Annotated in this window: 17 protein-coding genes; 10 read left to right on the plus strand and 7 right to left on the minus strand. The window is 71.4% G+C overall.

What is annotated here, in order from left to right:
* Window positions 1-2 precede the first annotated feature (2 nt).
* Together ACIPSJ_RS31610 and ACIPSJ_RS31615 are read left to right on the plus strand one after the other, a co-directional pair.
* Window positions 3-1,253 (plus strand): alpha-L-fucosidase, encoded by a 1,251-nt coding sequence (locus ACIPSJ_RS31610; protein ID WP_401351085.1) that lies wholly within the window; start codon window positions 3-5, stop codon window positions 1,251-1,253.
* Window positions 1,254-1,445: 192 nt separating this feature from the next.
* A complete protein-coding gene (locus tag ACIPSJ_RS31615) occupies window positions 1,446-2,321 on the plus strand; it encodes a sulfotransferase family protein (protein ID WP_401351086.1) in 876 nt (291 codons plus the stop codon).
* 30 nt (window positions 2,322-2,351) lie between these two features.
* Here the strand turns inward: ACIPSJ_RS31615 and ACIPSJ_RS31620 are convergent, their stop codons facing one another.
* A complete protein-coding gene (locus ACIPSJ_RS31620) occupies window positions 2,352-4,031 on the minus strand; it encodes a carbohydrate binding domain-containing protein (protein WP_359213864.1) in 1,680 nt (559 codons plus the stop codon).
* A gap of 223 nt (window positions 4,032-4,254) precedes the next feature.
* A complete protein-coding gene (locus tag ACIPSJ_RS31625) occupies window positions 4,255-5,376 on the minus strand; it encodes an ATP-grasp domain-containing protein (RefSeq protein WP_401351087.1) in 1,122 nt (373 codons plus the stop codon).
* A 354-nt stretch (window positions 5,377-5,730) separates the two neighbouring features.
* Here ACIPSJ_RS31625 and ACIPSJ_RS31630 point away from each other — a divergent pair, with 354 nt between their 5' ends.
* Together ACIPSJ_RS31630 and ACIPSJ_RS31635 are read left to right on the plus strand one after the other, a co-directional pair.
* Window positions 5,731-6,636 carry a metallophosphoesterase gene (locus ACIPSJ_RS31630; protein WP_359213859.1) on the plus strand — a complete coding sequence of 302 codons (906 nt, stop codon included), beginning with the start codon at window positions 5,731-5,733 and terminating at the stop codon, window positions 6,634-6,636.
* Window positions 6,584-7,264 carry a 4'-phosphopantetheinyl transferase superfamily protein gene (locus ACIPSJ_RS31635; protein WP_355713840.1) on the plus strand — a complete coding sequence of 227 codons (681 nt, stop codon included), beginning with the start codon at window positions 6,584-6,586 and terminating at the stop codon, window positions 7,262-7,264. Before ACIPSJ_RS31630 ends, ACIPSJ_RS31635 begins: the two co-directional genes overlap by 53 nt.
* A 16-nt stretch (window positions 7,265-7,280) precedes the next feature.
* Here ACIPSJ_RS31635 and ACIPSJ_RS31640 read toward each other — a convergent pair whose 3' ends face one another.
* On the minus strand, window positions 7,281-7,508 hold the full coding sequence (locus tag ACIPSJ_RS31640; protein ID WP_359213853.1) for a hypothetical protein: 228 nt from the start codon (window positions 7,506-7,508) through the stop codon (window positions 7,281-7,283).
* A gap of 313 nt (window positions 7,509-7,821) precedes the next feature.
* Between ACIPSJ_RS31640 and ACIPSJ_RS31645 the strand changes: the two genes are divergently transcribed.
* A complete protein-coding gene (locus ACIPSJ_RS31645; protein ID WP_401351548.1) occupies window positions 7,822-8,781 on the plus strand; it encodes an alpha/beta fold hydrolase in 960 nt (319 codons plus the stop codon).
* A gap of 35 nt (window positions 8,782-8,816) precedes the next feature.
* Here ACIPSJ_RS31645 and ACIPSJ_RS31650 read toward each other — a convergent pair whose 3' ends face one another.
* Both ACIPSJ_RS31650 and ACIPSJ_RS31655 read right to left on the minus strand, forming a co-directional pair.
* Entirely contained in the window at window positions 8,817-9,407 is a 591-nt protein-coding gene (locus tag ACIPSJ_RS31650; RefSeq protein WP_401351550.1) for a toxin-antitoxin system, toxin component, read from the minus strand.
* A 36-nt stretch (window positions 9,408-9,443) separates the two neighbouring features.
* Window positions 9,444-10,100, minus strand: coding sequence for a helix-turn-helix transcriptional regulator (locus ACIPSJ_RS31655; protein ID WP_355713835.1), 657 nt, complete (start codon window positions 10,098-10,100; stop codon window positions 9,444-9,446).
* A 248-nt stretch (window positions 10,101-10,348) separates the two neighbouring features.
* Here ACIPSJ_RS31655 and ACIPSJ_RS31660 point away from each other — a divergent pair, with 248 nt between their 5' ends.
* Window positions 10,349-11,020, plus strand: a complete 672-nt coding sequence (locus ACIPSJ_RS31660) for a hypothetical protein (RefSeq protein WP_401351089.1) — start codon at window positions 10,349-10,351, stop codon at window positions 11,018-11,020.
* Window positions 11,021-11,094: 74 nt separating this feature from the next.
* Here ACIPSJ_RS31660 and ACIPSJ_RS31665 read toward each other — a convergent pair whose 3' ends face one another.
* On the minus strand, window positions 11,095-11,874 hold the full coding sequence (locus ACIPSJ_RS31665) for a cache domain-containing protein (RefSeq protein ID WP_401351091.1): 780 nt from the start codon (window positions 11,872-11,874) through the stop codon (window positions 11,095-11,097).
* 38 nt (window positions 11,875-11,912) lie between these two features.
* The gene (locus ACIPSJ_RS31670) at window positions 11,913-12,653 is read right to left on the minus strand and encodes a GntR family transcriptional regulator (protein WP_359213843.1); all 741 of its coding nucleotides are present in this window, start codon (window positions 12,651-12,653) and stop codon (window positions 11,913-11,915) included.
* Window positions 12,654-12,776: 123 nt separating this feature from the next.
* Here ACIPSJ_RS31670 and ACIPSJ_RS31675 point away from each other — a divergent pair, with 123 nt between their 5' ends.
* Genes ACIPSJ_RS31675 through ACIPSJ_RS31690 form a run of 4 tightly spaced genes read left to right on the plus strand, consistent with a single transcriptional unit; the run spans window position 12,777 to window position 16,729 of the window.
* Entirely contained in the window at window positions 12,777-13,808 is a 1,032-nt protein-coding gene (locus tag ACIPSJ_RS31675) for an ABC transporter ATP-binding protein (RefSeq protein ID WP_401351092.1), read from the plus strand.
* Window positions 13,809-13,837: 29 nt separating this feature from the next.
* Window positions 13,838-15,028 (plus strand): ABC transporter substrate-binding protein, encoded by a 1,191-nt coding sequence (locus tag ACIPSJ_RS31680; protein ID WP_359213837.1) that lies wholly within the window; start codon window positions 13,838-13,840, stop codon window positions 15,026-15,028.
* A gap of 3 nt (window positions 15,029-15,031) precedes the next feature.
* Entirely contained in the window at window positions 15,032-15,895 is an 864-nt protein-coding gene (locus ACIPSJ_RS31685; RefSeq protein ID WP_393797103.1) for an ABC transporter permease, read from the plus strand.
* Window positions 15,896-15,913: 18 nt separating this feature from the next.
* Window positions 15,914-16,729, plus strand: a complete 816-nt coding sequence (locus ACIPSJ_RS31690; protein ID WP_359213832.1) for an ABC transporter permease — start codon at window positions 15,914-15,916, stop codon at window positions 16,727-16,729.
* Window positions 16,730-16,780: the final 51 nt, after the last annotated feature.

Consider the following 16,780-nt stretch of genomic DNA (forward strand, 5'->3'; position numbering starts at 1 on the left):
GGATGGCCATGCAACCCTGGTTCACCGACGCCAAACTGGGGATCTTCGTCCACTGGGGCATCTACGCCGTCGACGGGGTCCAGGAGTCCTGGTCCTTCTACGACGACATCGTGCCGCACGACCAGTACATGTCCCAGCTGGACCGCTTCACCGGCGCGAAGTACGACCCGAGGGCGTGGGCGGACCTGTTCGCCCGCGCCGGCGCCAGGTACGCCGTCCTCACCAGCCGCCACCACGACGGTGTCGCCCTGTGGGACACGGCGTACGGCGACCTCAACCTCGGCAAGGACTACCTCGGCCCCTACGCCGAGGCCCTGCGGGAGAAGGGGCTGAAGGTCGGCCTCTACTACTCGCACTCCGACTGGAACCACCCCGACTACGCCTCCACCCGCAAGCCGGGCCGGCCGCCGGAGCTGGAGGACAACCGGTACTCGGAGGTGGCGGCGGAGGACGAGGACCTGGCCGCCTGGGAACGCTTCATCGCCTACCGCGACGGCCAGATACGGGAGCTGGCCTCCCGCGTCCGGCCGGACCTGATGTGGTTCGACGGGGAGTGGGACCGCAGCGAGGAGCAGTGGCGGATCCCCGAACTCGCCGCGCTGATCCGGTCGTACGTCCCGGACGTCGTCTTCAACGCGCGCATGCTCGGCGAGGGCGACTACGCGACGCCCGAGCAGGGCGCCCCCGTCGTGCCCCCGGACGGCCCCTGGGAGCTGTGCCTGACGATCAACGACTCGTGGGGCTACCAGCACCAGGACCACAACCACAAGTCGCTCGCGCAGCTGATCCGCTACTTCACCGAGACCATCGGTGGCGGCGGCAACCTGCTGCTCGACGTCGGCCCCATGGAGGACGGCACCATCCCGCAGCCGCAGGTGGAGCGCCTCGAAGGGCTGGGGGAGTGGATCCGCAGGCACGCGGACGCGGTGTACGGCACCGGGCGCGGCCTGCCGGCCGGGCACCACTACGGGCCCAGCACCCTCTCCGCGGACCGGCGCACCCTCTACCTCACCCTGTTCGACGCCCCGCGCGCCGAGATCGGCGTCCGGGGCCTGGCGACCAAGGTGAACAGGGTCACCGTCCTCGGAACCGGCACCGAACTCGGCCATCAGGTGGTCGGCGGGCTGCACGAGGCGGTCGGCGTGCTGTGGATCGACCCGCCGGCCGCGGCCGATCTCGACCCGTACGCCACCGTCCTCGCCGTCGAACTGGACGGCGAGCTGGAGCTGTACCGGGGCTCCGGTCGGTTCTGAGCGGGTTTGCTGGCAAAAGCCCAGAATTCTCATATGAAGAATTAAGAGAACGGTAAGTTGGCTGGTCGCGGCGGCTTTTCGGGCCGCCGTGACCCTGGTGGTTTGCCTCTTGGACACCTTGAGTTCGCCTGGCACCCCTGGGATGCGTGACGGCAGGGACGAGAGAGAGGCATCACCGTGCGAGACCCGCGAATGTCAGCGATCGCCAAGGGGCTGAAGCGCCGGGGACGGCTCATGGCGCAGGCCGTGAGTCCGCCGCGCAAGACCCTGGACGCGATCCCGACCCAGCGCCCGGTCGCGCGCAAGCCGGCCCCCACCAGCGACTACGTGGCCCCGATCGCCCCGCGCCTCGTGGCGTCCCCGGTCTTCGTCCTGTCCTCGGTGCGCTCCGGCTCCACCCTGCTGCGCGTCCTGCTGAACAGCCACACCCGCATCCGCGCCCCGCACGAGATGCATCTGCGCACGGTCCACGTCCGCATGTCCCGCGACTTCACGGCCGACGCCATGAAGGAGCTGGCCCTGGACCGGGACGAGCTGGAGCACGTCCTGTGGGACCGGGTGCTTCACCTGGAGCTGAGCCGCAGCGGCAAGGACGTCATCGTCGACAAGACCCCGCCGAACACCCTCATCTGGCCGCGCCTGGAGCGATGTTGGCCCGAGGCCAAGTTCGTCCTGCTGCTGCGCCACCCCGGCGCCGTCATCCAGTCCCTGACCAACCGCCGTGCCGAGCCCAACCACGAGGCGATCCGCGCCGAGGTGCTGAGCTACGCCGAGAAGCTGGAAGAGGCCCGGCAGTCGCTGCCCGGCGCCCATGTGATCACCTACGAGGACCTCACCGCCGAGCCGGAGCGGGTCACCCGGGGCCTGTGCGAGTACATCGGGGTCCCGTGGGAGAGCGGCATGCTCGACTACGGCAAGCAGAACCACGGCACCTTCAAGCCGAAGCTCGGCGACTGGTCCAGGGAGATCAAGTCGGGCAGGATCCAGGCCGCCCGGCAGGCCGACCCCACCGCCGAACTCCCGCCCCGCCTCGCCGAGATAGCGAAGGCGTGGGGGTACCCGGTCTAGGCACCCCCACGCCGGTCCACCGCTCCCCGGTCAGCCGGTGAAGCCGGCCGTGATCCCGGTGAACTGCCAGTTGTTCTGGCTGATGCCGGAGCAGTTGCTCACCACTCCGCCGCCCGCGCAGCCGCGGTCCCGGTTGACGGACCAGAAGGCGAGCCGGGCGATGTGGTGCGAGTTCGCCCAGTCACGGATCTGCGTCCAGATCGCCGGGGTGGTGGTCTCCTGCTGGTCCGAGAGACCGTTCATGCCGGAGATCCCGATGTGCGCGTAGGCCGTGGCGTCGTCCCAGCCGAAGGTGGACTTCAGCTTGGTCTTCAGCCCTTCGGCCGCGCTCACGGTGTTGCCGTACATGTCGGAGCCGCCGCCGAAGTCGAACGGCATGATCGTGAAGACGTCGATGTCGGCGCCGATCGACTGAGCCTGCTCGATCAGCCGGTTGCCGTAGTACGTCGGCCCGGTGGTGGACGTGCCGAAGGTGACGATCGTCTTCAGGCCGGGGTTGTTGGCCTTGACCGTCTTCAGGGCGGTCAGGATCCTCGCCTGCACGGCCTCGTTCTCGAACTCGTCCGTGTTCTCGATGTCCATGTCGACGGCCTTGAGGCCGTAGGCGTCGATCACCTTCTGGATCGCCCCGGCCAGCGCGCTCGCGGACGAGCAGTTGGCGCCGAGCTTGCTGCCCTGCCAGCCGCCGAACGAGGGCACGATGTCACCGCCGGCCGCCCGGATCTGGTTGATCGCGGTCTGGTCGACCCCGCCGGTCAGCGCCCGGCTGCCGTCCCAGGCCGGCGTGCAGCCGCCCGAGTCCAGCATGAAGGCCATCGTGAACCACTTGACGCCGGTCGCGCTCATCACCGTGGTCGGGCTGGGCGGATCGCCCCAGCCCTCGTACAGATAGGGCGCGGCCTGCTTGAAGCCGGTCCCGCCGCCGCTGCCCGCGTTCGTGGTCACCGACACCGAGTTGGAGGCGGCCGACACGTTTCCGGCCGCGTCCCGGGCCTTCACGGTGAACGTGTACGCCGTGCCGGCCGAAAGCCCGCTCACCGTCGCGGAGGTCCCCGAGACGCTCAGCACCTGGCTCGACCCGCTGTAGATGTCGTACGCCGCCACCCCGACGTTGTCCGTCGCGGCCGACCACGACAGCGAGACGCTCGACGAGGTCTTCCCGGTGGAGGTCAGGTTCGAGGGCGCGCTGGGCGCCTGCGTGTCCGAACTCCCGCCGGGCCCGTCGAGACTGATGTCGTCGGCGTAGTACGTGCCCTGCGCGTACCACCCGTGCACATAGATCTGCGCGCTGGTCTGCGTGGCACCGGTGGTGAAGGAGACCGTCAGCTGGCTGTACTGGGACGCCGACGTCGTCCAGGTCGAGGCGCCGCCGGTCACCCCGAGATAGACGTACGAGCCGCGGACCCAGCCGCTGAGCGAGTACGTCGTGTTGGGCCGCACGGCGACGGTCTGCGTGCACTGGGCGTTGTCACTGGAACTGGCCGCCCCCGCGAGGGCCTTGGAGCCCCCGTGCACGGGCGACGACACGACCGAGCCGAGGTTCCCGGAACAGGACCAGGGCGACAGGCTCCCCGACTCGAAGCCGGGGTTGGTCAGAATGTTGGCCGCCTGCGCGGTACCGGGCAGCGCGATGGCCCCGGCGAGCGCGAGAGCGGCCGACCCGAGCAGCGCGAGTATGCGACGTCTGGAACGTCTGAGCGAGTTACGCACACGATCTCCCTGATGGAATGGGGGTGTTCGGGGAGTTGCACCAAGGTGCAAGGGGAGTGCGCAACCAAGTTGGTATGGACCAATCCACCTGTCAAGGAGAGAGACGTGAATTGGTCCATACCGGTGAGCTGGGTGCCCCGTAAGGGGCGCGGGGCTGTATCGATATGCGGCTCCGCCGCGTGGGCGCGACCGGCCCCCACCGGACCCGCAGTCGGCGATGTACCTAAAGCGGCAGCGCCTCAGCCGTCGCCCGCACGGCAACAGGCGAAGCCTCCGGCGACGGCAGCACCACCTCTTCCGTCTCCTCCCGCTGCACAGGAACCGACGGCAACACGGGCTTCGGCCCAGAAACCACCGCGTAGTCCTGCCCCAGGAACGGCGGCTCGATCACCCCAGGGTCCTCGCCCAGCGCCAACTGCACAGCCGCCCAAGGCGCGTTGACCCCGCAGAGCGACAGCTGGTGCAGCCCCCCGGCGGGCCGCGTGTTGACATCGAGCAGCACCGGCTCGTCGCCGTACATCCGGAACTGGATGTTGGACAGGTAGTGCAGCCCGAAGCCCTCGGCGATGATCCGGGCCGGCTTCAGCCACCGCTCGTCGAGCGTGAAGCCGCGCCGGCGCCCCTTCTTGGTCCGGCCGACGGCCATCCGTAGCAGGTTGTCGGGCCCGGTGAGGCAGTCGACGGACACCTCGGGCTCCTCCAGACGGGGCATCACCAGCCAGTCCACCGGCTGGTCGGCGCGCCGCAGCGCGTCCATGACCAGGTCGAACTGGACGTAGGGCCCCGGGAACCCGTTGAGGTGAAAGAGCGAGAAGGGGGCGCGTGTGATCACCCGGAAGCCCACACCGCCCGCACCGGCGGCCGGCTTGAAGCAGGCCTTGTGCCCGCCGGCCTCCAACTCCTCGACCGCGACGGCCAGTTCGTCCGCCGTGCGGACCCGCCACCACGGCGGCACCGGGACCCCGACCGAGGCCACCGCCTCGTACGCGGTGGCCTTGTCCTCGAAGACCGCGGTCCCCTCCGGCGTCGGCGCCAGCAGGGCCGTACCGATCGCCTCGAAGTCCGCGCGGTGGGCGACGATCGCCGACTGGTGCAGCCGGGGCACGAAGACATCGATGCCACGGCGCTGGCACTGGTCGAGCGCGTACTCGACGTAGGCGGCCGGGGACAGGCCCTCCGGCTCCAGTTCGGCGGTGTCGGCGGCGGCCAGCACGGGGGAGTCGGCGTCACCGTGCGTCGCATGGATGTCGACCGCCCGGTCGCTGGGATTTCTCCGCAGCTGATCCATGAAGAACACGTTCTCCGCGTACGTGCGGTTGAGCCAGACGCGTACGCGAGAGCGCATTAATGCCGCCTTTCGGGGTTTTCGGGCAGGGCTCAGCGGGCCCGTGCCCGGGCAGGGTGGTTGGAGGGACACCAAACCGCCCTGGGCGAAGGGGCGTTCGTGGCGGTGGTGTTGGAGGGATCATACGGCTTGCGAGGGGCCCCGCGTGCAACGCGAGTGTTACGGATTTCCTCGGGCTGTCCACGCGCGTTTTCCTGCACCGTCCGCGCCGGTTTCCTTGACGGCGGCCGATCGCCCCGGGCCGGCCGGCGGATGGCGGCAACCGGTCGGCGACAGGCCGACAGGGACCCTTGTTCCGCGCCCCCGTCATGTGTTGTGGTGGGGGGACGACGACATGATCGGAAGGGGTACGGTGTGGAGTCCACGGCCGGTGCCGGGCGGTTGCTGGCCATCAGCGACCTGCACATCTCGTACCCGGAGAACCGCGAGCTCGTCGAGAGGATGCGCCCGGAGACGGACGACGACTGGCTGATCGTCGCCGGTGACGTCGCGGAGACCGTCGCCGACATCCGCTGGACGCTGGAGACCCTGGCGAACCGCTTCCGCAAGGTGCTGTGGGCGCCCGGCAACCACGACCTGTGGACCCACCCCAAGGACCCGGTCACCCTGCGCGGAGTCGCCCGCTACGAGCATCTCGTCGACCTCTGCCGCGAGCTGGGCGTGGTCAGCCCCGAGGACCCCTACCCGGTCTGGGAGGGCGCGGGCGGCCCCGTCGTCGTGGCCCCGCTGTTCCTGCTGTACGACTACTCCTTCCTCCCGGCAGGCTCCGCCACCAAGGAGGAGGGCCTCGCCTACGCGCACGGCACCGGCATCGTCTGCAACGACGAGTACCTGCTGCACCCCGACCCCTACCCGACCCGCGAGGCCTGGTGCCGGGCCCGGGTCGAGGCCACCGAACGCCGGCTCGCCGAGCTGCCCGAGGACCTGCCGACCGTGCTCGCGGGCCACTACCCGCTGGACCGGCACCCCACGGACGTGCTCTGGTACCCGGAGTTCGCCATGTGGTGCGGCACCACCCGCACCGCCGACTGGCACCGCCGGTTCCGCGTCGACACCATGGTCTACGGTCATCTGCACATCCCCCGGACCACCTGGCTGGACGGCGTCCGCTTCGAAGAGGTCTCCGTGGGATACCCCCGCGAGTGGCGCAAGCGCTCCCGTCCGCCGGGCGAGCTGCGCCGCATTCTGCCGATGGAGGTCGGAACCGGTGATCGAGGAGCTGCTCCCGGAGTCGGTGGTGGCCGTGGAGATGCTCGGTGAGGAGGCGGTCCGCGAGGCCCCCCTCTACCCCGAGGAGGCCGCGCTCGTGGCCCGCGCCGTGCCCAAGCGGCGCCGCGAGTTCTCCGCCGTGCGCGCCTGCGCCCGGAGCGCCATGGAGAAGCTCGGAGTGGAGCCGCAGCCCGTCGTGAGCGGCGAGCGCGGCGCCCCGCGCTGGCCGGACGGGCTGGTCGGCAGCATGACCCACTGCGAGGGCTACTGCGCCGCCGCCCTGGCCCGCGCCGGCGACCTGGCCTCCCTCGGCATCGACGCCGAACCGCACGCGGCGCTCCCCGAGGGCGTCGGCGAGTCCGTGCTGCTGCCCTCCGAGCGGGAGCGGCTCGCCCGGCTCGCGGCCGAGCGGCCCGGCGTGCACTGGGACCGGCTGCTGTTCAGCGCCAAGGAGTCCGTCTACAAGGCGTGGTTCCCCCTCACCGGCAGGTGGCTGGACTTCATGGAGGCCGACATCGAGCTGGTCCCGGAGCCCGGCGCACGGCCGCACGGCACCCTGCGCGCCCGCCTCCTCGTCCCCGGCCCGCAGGTCGGCGCGGAGCGGCTGCAGCTCTTCGAGGGCCGCTGGAGCGTGGGGCACTCCATGCTGACCTCGGCCGTGGTCGTGCCGCACCCCTGACCGCCCCGGCGCCGGCTCAGGTGGGCGGGCACCAGTCGTGCAGCAGCCGGAAGAACGCCTCCTCGTTGCCCATGAGCCCGGCCCGGGCCAGGGCCTCCTCGGCCTCGGCGAGCACGGCCGGTGGGACCACGAAGGGACGGCCGCCGTCGGGTGGTCCGTCGAAGGCGGCGCGCACGGTGTGCAGCAGCCGCAGATAGGCCTGGACGGCGGTGCGCTCACGGTCGGTCAGTACGGCGGTGGGCATCGGTCGGCTCTCCCCGTCGGTCGTCACGGTCACGCGCCCGCGCGGCGCGGGCACACCGCGTGTGCGGTGCGCACCCCCCAGCTTGCCGTCCGCCACTGACAACGCCCCCGAGCCCGCTCCCGGTTCGCCCGCTTAGCGGAGGCGAAACCTCGCCGAAATTCCCTGAGGGAATGTCTCCCTACCCTGGAAGGAAGGGAGATCGGGCGGCGGCACACGCGCCCTGGAGAGCGGGGGAGGCCGAGCCGTGGAGGACGTGACGCAGGGCCGCCCGGGACGCACCACGCGGCTGCGGCCGGTGGGCGACCGGGAACTGATGACACACCACCGGGTCGTGCACGGCTACCGGCGCGCCTTCCGGATGGCCGGCGAGGGGCCCGCCCTCGTGCTGGTGCACGGCATCGGGGACTCCTCGGCGACCTGGGCCGAGCTCATCCCCGACCTCGCCCGCACCCACACCGTGATCGCCCCCGACCTGCTCGGCCACGGCGAGTCCGACAAGCCCCGCGCCGATTACTCGGTCGCCGCCTACGCCAACGGCGTGCGGGACCTGCTGACCACGCTGGGCGTCGAGTCCGCGACCCTGGTCGGGCACTCGCTGGGCGGGGGCGTGGCGATGCAGTTCGCCTACCAGTTCCCCGAGCGCACCGAGCGGCTCGTCCTGGTCAGCGCGGGCGGTGTCGGCCGTGAGGTCAACCCCGTGCTCAGGCTCGTCTCGCTGCCCGGCGCCCATCTGCTGCTGTCCACGCTGCGGCTGCCCGGCATGCGGCTCCAGGTCGGCCTCGCGGCACGGCTGCTGAAACTTCTGGACACCGACCTCGGCCAGGACGCCCCCGAACTGCTCACCCTGGTCGACGCCCTCCCCGACGAGATCTCCCGCAACGCCTTCGTCCGCACCCTGCGCGCGGTCGTCGACTGGCGCGGCCAGGTCGTCACGATGCTCGACCGCTGCTATCTCACCGAGGGCATGCCGACGATGCTGCTGTGGGGCGACCGCGACAGCGTGGTCCCGGTACGGCACGCCCACCGCGCCCTGGCCGCGATGCCCGGCGCCCGGCTGGAGATCTTCGAGGGCGCCGGCCACTTCCCCTTCCACACCGACCCGGCCCGGTTCGTCGCCCTGGTGGAGGAGTTCACCGCGGGCACGGCCCCGGCGCACTGGAGCCGCGAGCACTGGCGGGCGCTGCTGCGGGACGGGCGTCCGGACTCCGGCACCGCCCCCGGTCTCGCCGCACCCCACGACCTGCGCGAGGCCAGCGAGCGCAGCGCCACCTGACGGCGCGTCCCTTGCCGCGCCTCATCCGCCGCGTGTCACTTCCCCGGGTACCCCAGCGACGCCTCGATGCGCCCGGCCACGTCGTGCCGCCGTACCGGCCCGCGCAGGGTCGAACCCGCGAGCCAGGTACGGCACTTGCTGGCCAGCAGCAGGCCGAAGGTCTCCGCGTCCCGTTCCTCGCCCCGGTCGAAGCGGGTGCGGGCGGCCACCCCCTGGACGGCGGCCCGTACTGCGGCCCGCACCGCGGCCCGGTCGGAGTCCGGCCCGCTGCCACCCGTAGCGCCGCCCCTGCCCCTGCCCGTGGCCTCGTCCAGGAGCCGTGCCGCCGCGCCGATCCCCTCGACGTCCTGGCCGTGGTGCCCGGCGTACAGGTGCCACAGTTCGTGGCCGAGGATCACCAACTGGTGGTCGGGCGCGGTGCCCTCCTCGACCACGACGAGGTCGCGGTCGGTCAGGTCGAGCCAGAGTCCGCTGGCCGTGCCGGGCGGGAAGACGGCCGTACGGAACAGGACGGGGCGGCCGCGGCGGCGGCTCGTCGCGTCGCACAGGGCCCGGTACAGCTCGTGCGGCGGGGCGGGCGCCGGCAGCGTCAGTTCCCCGACCAGCTCACCGCTGAGCCGGCGCATGTCCCTGCCGATGCCCACTGTCCGCGCTCCCTCAGCTCACGACTCCGGCCGCCGGACGCTCTCCAGCAGCATGTCCAGCCACTGCGCGACCTTGTCCCGGTGCTGGTCCGTGGGCAGCTGGGCGGCCCGCCAGGCGATGCCGCGCACGCCGTGGTCCTGGAGCAGCCGCTGCAACGGGTCCTCGGCGGCCTCGGCCGCGGCCCGCTCCCGGTCGGCCAGCTTCTGCAGCAGCTCCTGCTCGACGCGCTGCAGGGCCCCGGCGAGTGCCTCGGGATCCTCCGCGGTCAGGAAACCGGCGTGCACGCGGAAGAACCGCTGGAGGGCGTCGCAGTGCTCCATGGTCGGGCGCCGGTCGCCGTTGATGAGGGCACCGGCCTGCTGCCGGGACATGCCGGCGCCGTCGGCGATCTCCTGCTGGGTGTGCTTGCGGCCGCCCGGCTTGAGCCGGGTGCGGCGCAGCAGGTCGAGGCGTTGCAGGAAGCGGGCCTGGACGTCGGGCTCGCCCGCGGGCCGGCCGCTCAGCAGGGCCTTGACCACGGACTCGGGGGCGCCGCAGGCGTAGGAGAGCCGGCCGACGTCGAAGACCTCGGCGTGCGGCACACCGAGGCGGTCGGCGAGCGCGGTGACCCGGGCGACGACGGCCGGCAGCTGGGCGGTCGCCGAGGCGCCCGGATCCTCGTAGCCATCCGTCACCGACAGAACTCCTACGTCTCTCAGAGGAATCAGGGGCTTCTCACAAGCCGTTGCCGTGAACAGCCGTTGCCGTGAACCTCCCGGAGATTAGCGGGTGGTTCGAACTCGCATCCAGGTCTCGCCACAACTGTGGCCAGTTTCGGACGTCAACAGGCATGAAATGCCACGATAGTTGACATGACTCCGGGTGGGGCAGCAGGATCACAACGCCGCGAGAAGGCCGCATAGGCAAGAGGGGTGACCTCCCGATGGCATATCAGGCAGGTGGGCGGCGGCCGGTGCCGCGGCCCGTCCCCGAGAGTCTTGAGGCCCAGGCCTATCTCCAGGACTACGCGTTGCTGCTGGACGCGGTCCCCTTCCCGTCCCTGGTCGTCGACCATCGCTGGGACGTGGTGCTCGCCAACAGCGCGTTCGAGACACTTTTCCGCGGGATCGCCCCGCACCCCACGGCCATGCCCGGGGACAACTTCCTCCGGTTCGTCCTGTTCCATCCGGAAGTCGGCTCGGTGCTCGGCGCGCACGAGGCCGGCTGGTGCCTGCCGATGCTGGCCCAGTTCAAGACCACCCTGGAGCGGTACGGCCACGACCACGAACTCCAGTCGATCCGCCGGGAGATCGCCCAGGACCCCATCATGGAGGCCGCCTTCCGGCACGGTCTGCCGCACTGGCTGCGCGCGGTCGGCGAGCAGGGCGCCCAGCTGGACGGCGCCGTCCGGCTGCTGCTGCACCCCGATCCGCTGCTCGGCGTCACCGAGTGCCGGGTCGTCGGCGAAACCCCCAAGACCCTCTGCGACATGGGCTACGCGCGTTACACCCTGGTGCTGCGCGACTCCCCCCGCCCCGCCACCACCCCGCGCCGCTCCCGCCGGCCCGGCGGCCTGGGCGCCCATCTGACCGTGGTCCCCGTCACCGAAGCCTGACCCGGCACCGCCGGCGTTCAGGTCGCCGACGGCGCCGGGCCGGCCGTCCGCCCCGGTGCGCTCCGGGGACCGCCTCAGGCCGGGGCCACCACCAGCACGAGCGGCACCCCCTGGCACGGCACCAGCCGGGCCCCGTCGAACACACCCGGCCGCCCGCTCTCCAGCACGGCCGCGAAGTCCGGGCCCTTGGTCAGCGAGCCGGCCAGCCGTGCCGGGTCCGCCGACGCCGCCACCCGCCCGCGCGCGTTGACCAGCCGGGCGGGCCCGGGCAGTTCGCGCAGCAGGGGCAGCGCGGCCGCCTCGAAGTGCCGTAGATACACGTCGGCCGCGGCCACGCCCAGGAAGCGGCCGGCCAGCTCCACCGGCGCGGACAGGGTGAGGCTGTACTCGTCCGAGCAGAGATAGTCGACGTACGGCCCGGCCACCGCCCGCCGCCCGGTGTCCCGGGGCAGCGCGAACCAGTCCCAGTGCGTGTAGTCCGAGTACGCCGACGACCGCGGGTCGAGGTCGAGCAGGAGCGGCCGTACGTCTCCCTGGGCGTCGGTCTGCCACCACTCCAGCCAGGCCGGGACGTCGGCCAGCAGTCCGGGCGCAGCCACGAAGCCGACACCGGAGACCAACTCCTGCCGGGTCAGCCGGAGATGGAGGCCGGGGCGGAGCGCGGCCAGGTCCGCGGTGACCGGCCGGCGGCCCTCGGCGGCCACCCGGGCCAGCAGCGCGGCCGTGTCGGCGCGGGTCTGCGCGACGGCGTCGAACACCGTCTCCAGGGCGTGGCCGACCCGCGCGGCGATGTGCTCGGCCACCGTGTCGAGCGTGGCGGTCGGGGCACCGGAGGGGGCGGTGCTGCGGCTCATGCTGCCCTCCAGCGGACGGGGGAGCGGGCGCGGCGCGGCTAGAGGGTCAGACGCAGGGCGATGAGCCGTGCCGTCGAGTCCCGTACGCACCGCTCGGCCAGCTCCCTGGCCGATGTGTGCGCCCCATCCTGCACGGCCGAGATTACGGACCGGTGACGGTCCGCCACCTCTTCACGATATTCGTCGTCACCGAGCACAAGGCAGAGCAGCGCCCCCACCTCCGTCTGGAGGGCGACCTGTTCACGGGTGAGCCGGGCGGACTGGGCGGCGGCGGCCAGCTCGACGTGGAAGCGGCCGTAGACCCGGCTGCGGGCGGGCGCGTCCGGTGCCTTGCGCAGTTCCTCGGTGGTCCGGCGGAGCTGGTCCAGGTCGTGGTCCTCGGTGCGCTGCGCGGCGAGGTGGGCGGCGGTGCCGGACAGGGCGGCCCAGTGGTCGCCGAGGTCGCGCAGCTCCTCGGGGCTCCAGCCGCGCAGCCGTTCCCTGAGCCGCTCCTCGCCGGGCAGGTCGGGGAGCGCGACGAAGCTGCCGCCGCCGCGGCCCCGGCGGGTGACGACCAGCCCCTGCTGGCGCAGCGCCATCAGCGCCTCCCGCAGGGTCACCGTGGACACCCCGAGCTGTCCGGCCAGCTCCGTCTCGCCGGGCAGCTGCTCCCCGTCGGCGAGCAGGCCGAGTTCGATGGCGTCGCCGATCCGGCGCACCACGGCGTCCACCCGGGCCCGGCTGTCCACCGGGGCGAAGACGGCCTTTCGGGCGCCGCCGTCCGTCTGCTGCTGTTCCACGGCCCACCACCCTATGCGTTGACCCAAGCTTTACCTCAGAAGGGTCTTGAGCTTTGAACTATGACTTCATATCTTTCCGATCATCACGTCCAACGCAAGAGAGCGCCAGAAAGGTTCCCGCCCATGGAGGCCAGCGCGATCCGGTTGCGGGATCTGCGGAAGTCGTTCGGCGAGACCAGTGCCGTGGCCGGGGTCGACCTGGAGATCCGCGACGGCGAGTTCTTCTCGATGCTCGGCCCCTCCGGCTCCGGCAAGACCACCGTCCTGCGCCTGATCGCCGGGTTCGAGACCCCCACCGCGGGCGTGATCGAACTCGCCGGCCAGGACGTCACCCGCCGCGCCCCCTTCGAACGGGACGTGCACACGGTCTTCCAGGACTACGCCCTGTTCCCGCACATGACCGTCGAGCAGAACGTCACCTACTCCCTCAAGGTCCGCGGCGTCCCCAAGGCCGAGCGCCTGGTCCGCGCCCGCAAGGCGCTCACCGAGGTCCGCCTGGAGGGCTACGGCGGCCGCCGCCCCTCCCAGCTCTCCGGCGGCCAGCGCCAGCGCGTGGCCCTCGCCCGCGCCCTCGTCGGCCGCCCCCGCGTGCTGCTCCTCGACGAACCCCTCGGCGCCCTCGACCTCAAGCTCCGCGAGCAGATGCAGATCGAACTCAAGGCCCTGCAGCGCGAGGTGGGCATCACCTTCGTCTTCGTCACCCACGACCAGGAGGAGGCCCTGACGATGAGCGACCGCGTCGCCGTCTTCCACCAGGGCCGTATCGAACAGGTCGGCACCCCCGCGGAGATCTACGAACGCCCCGCCACCTCGTTCGTCGCCTCCTTCGTCGGCACCTCCAACCTGCTCACCGGCGACACCGCCCGGCGGGTGCTCGGCGCGGACGGCACCCACAGCATCCGGCCCGAGAAGATCCGGGTCATCGAGGAGACCGACGACGCGGACGCCCCGGAAGAGGCCACCGCCGTCGGCACCGTCGCCGAGGTCGTCTACCTCGGCGACGCCACCCGCTTCCTGGTCGACCTGGACGGCGGCGGCCGGCTCACCGCGCTCCAGCAGAACCTCGACACCTCGGCCGAGGACGTCGCCGCCTACCGCGGCACCCGCGTCCGGCTGCGCTGGCAGCGCCGGCACACCGTCCACGTCCCCGACTGATCCGCCGTCCCTCACGTCTGGAGTACGTCGTGCGCCTCACCCGTCCCCTCGCCTCGGCCGCCGTGGCCGCCCTGCTGCTGGCCGCCACCGCCTGCGGCTCCTCCGGCTCCGGCTCCTCGACCGGCCTCAACCCGCCCGACCTCAAGCCCCTCGCCGAGCTCGGCAAGACCGAGGGCGAGGTGAACCTGATCGCCTGGGCGGGCTATGTCGAGGACGGCTCCGACGACCCCAAGGTCGACTGGGTCACCGACTTCGAGCAGCAGACCGGCTGCCAGGTCCACTCCAAGGTCGCCGCCAGCTCCGACGAGATGGTCAAACTGATGAAGACGGGGGAGTACGACGCCGTCTCCGCCTCCGGCGACGCCTCGCTGCGGCTGATCGCCTCCGGCGATGCGGCCCCCGTCAACACCAAGCTCGTACCGAACTACCAGGACATCTTCAGCGGCCTGAAGAACGGTGCCTGGAACTCCGTCAAGGGCCAGATGTACGGCATCCCGCACGGCCGCGGCGCCAACCTGCTCATGTACAACACCCAGAAGGTCAGCCCCGCGCCCACCTCCTGGTCGGCCGTCTTCGACGACGCGGGCCAGTACAAGGGCCATGTGACGGCCTACGACTCGCCGATCTACATCGCCGACGCGGCCCTGTACCTCAAGGCGACCAAGCCCGAGCTGAAGATCAAGGACCCCTACGCGCTCGACCAGAAGCAGTTCGACGCGGCCGTCGCCCTGCTGAAGCAGCAGAACGCGGACATCGGCGAGTACTGGAGCGACTACCTCAAGGAGATCTCCGCCTTCAAGAGCGGCGACTCGGTGGTGGGTACGACCTGGCAGGTCATCGCCAACCTCGCCGCCGACGAGGGTGCGAAGGTCAAGGCCTTCGTACCCGAGGAGGGTTCCACCGGCTGGTCCGACACCTGGATGGTCTCCGCCAAGGCCAAGCACCCCAACTGCGCCTACAAGTGGCTCGACTGGATCGTCTCCCCGAAGGTCAACGCCGAGGTCGCCGAGTACTTCGGCGAGGCCCCGGCCAACGCCAAGGCCTGCGACCTGACCAGCGACAAGAACTTCTGCGCGACCTACCACGCGGCCGACGAGAGCTACTGGAAGAACATCGCCTTCTGGAACACGCCCATCGAGCAGTGCCTGGACGGCCGCACCGACGTCAAGTGCGTGCCGTACGCCAAGTGGGTGCAGGCCTGGACCGAGATCAAGGGCTGAGCCATGACCGTGCTCACCCGGACCGCGGGGGCGCTGCACCGGCGCCCCCGGCTCCGCCTGGCCCTGCTGCTGACCGCCCCGCTGCTGTGGCTGGCGGTGCTCTATCTCGGTTCGCTGGCCGTGCTGTTCGTCTCCGCGTTCTGGACGACGGACTCCTTCACCTCCGAGGTGGTGAAGGTCTGGTCGACCGACAACTTCCACGAGCTGTTCACCACGCCGGTGTTCCGGCAGGTGATCCTGCGCAGCGTCGGCGTGGCCCTCGCGGTGACCGCCCTGTGCGCGGTGATCGCCTTCCCGGTCGCCTTCTACACGGCGCGGGTGGCGAAGCCGAGCCGGCGCCCGCTCCTGGTCGTCGCCATCCTCACCCCGCTGTGGGCGAGTTACCTGGTCAAGGTGTACGCCTGGCGGCTGATCCTCTCCGAGGGCGGGCTCGCCGACTGGGCGCTGAAGCCGTTCGGGCTGAGCGGTCCCGGCTTCGGCCTGCCGGCCACCGTGCTCACCCTGACGTACCTGTGGCTGCCGTACATGATCCTGCCGATCCACACCGCGCTGGAGCAGCTGCCCGACAACCTGCTGGACGCCTCGGCGGACCTGGGCGCGCGGGCCGGGCGGACCTTCCGGTCCGTGGTGCTGCCGATGGTGCTGCCGTCCGTCGCCGCCGGGTCGGTGTTCACCTTCTCGCTCAGCCTCGGCGACTACATCACCGTGCAGATCGTCGGCGGCAAGACCCAGCTCATCGGGAACCTCGTCTACGCCAACATCGAACTCAACCTGCCCATGGCCGCAGCCCTCGCCACCGTCCCGGTCGTCGTCATCGTGCTGTATCTGCTGGCGATGCGGCGGACGGGCGCGCTGAGCAGTCTCTGACGACGGGTGATATGTCACATGCCACTCTCCCGAAACGCCCGTATCGCCCTCCGTGTCGCCGCCGGTCTCGGCTTCGCGGTCATCTACGTGCCGCTGCTGCTCGTCCTCGTCAACTCCCTCAACCCCGACCGCAGCGCGAGCTGGCCCCCGCCCGGCTTCACCACCCGCTGGTGGTCGGCCGCCTGGCACAGCTCCGGCGCCCGTGAGGCCCTGTGGACCTCGGTGAAGGCGGGGCTCGGCGCCACCGCGATCGCGCTGGTGCTCGGCACGCTCGTCGCCTTCGCCGTCGCCCGGTACCGCTTCTTCGGCCGGGACGCCCTGTCCTTCGTGGTCGTCCTGCCGATCGCGCTGCCCGGCATCGTCACCGGCATCGCCCTCAACTCGGCCTTCAGCACGGTCCTCCAGCCGCTCGGCGTCGGGCTCGGCCTGTTCACCGTGGTCGTCGGACACGCCACCTTCTGCGTGGTGATCGTCTTCAACAACGTCGTCGCCCGGCTGCGCCGCACCTCCGGCAGCTACGAGGAGGCGGCGGCCGACCTGGGCGCCGACACCTTCCGCGCCTTCGTCGACGTCACCTTCCCGCTGGTGCGCTCGGCGCTGCTGGCGGGCGGGCTGCTCGCCTTCGCCCTCTCCTTCGACGAGATCGTCGTCACCACCTTCACCGCCGGTCCGGGCGTCCAGACCCTGCCCCTGTGGATCTTCGACAACATGACCCGGCCCCAGCAGGCGCCGGTCGTGAACGTGGTGGCGGCCGTCCTCGTCCTGCTGTCCGTCGTCCCGATCTACGTCGCACAGCGGCTGTCGGCGGACACCGCGACCGCGAGTCGCGTCTGATCCCCGGCCGGCCGAGGAGGACCGACTTTCGACGGTTACGCAAGCAGCTTG

It is taken from the genome of Streptomyces sp. NPDC090088, from assembly GCF_044747345.1.
Lineage (GTDB): Bacteria > Actinomycetota > Actinomycetes > Streptomycetales > Streptomycetaceae > Streptomyces.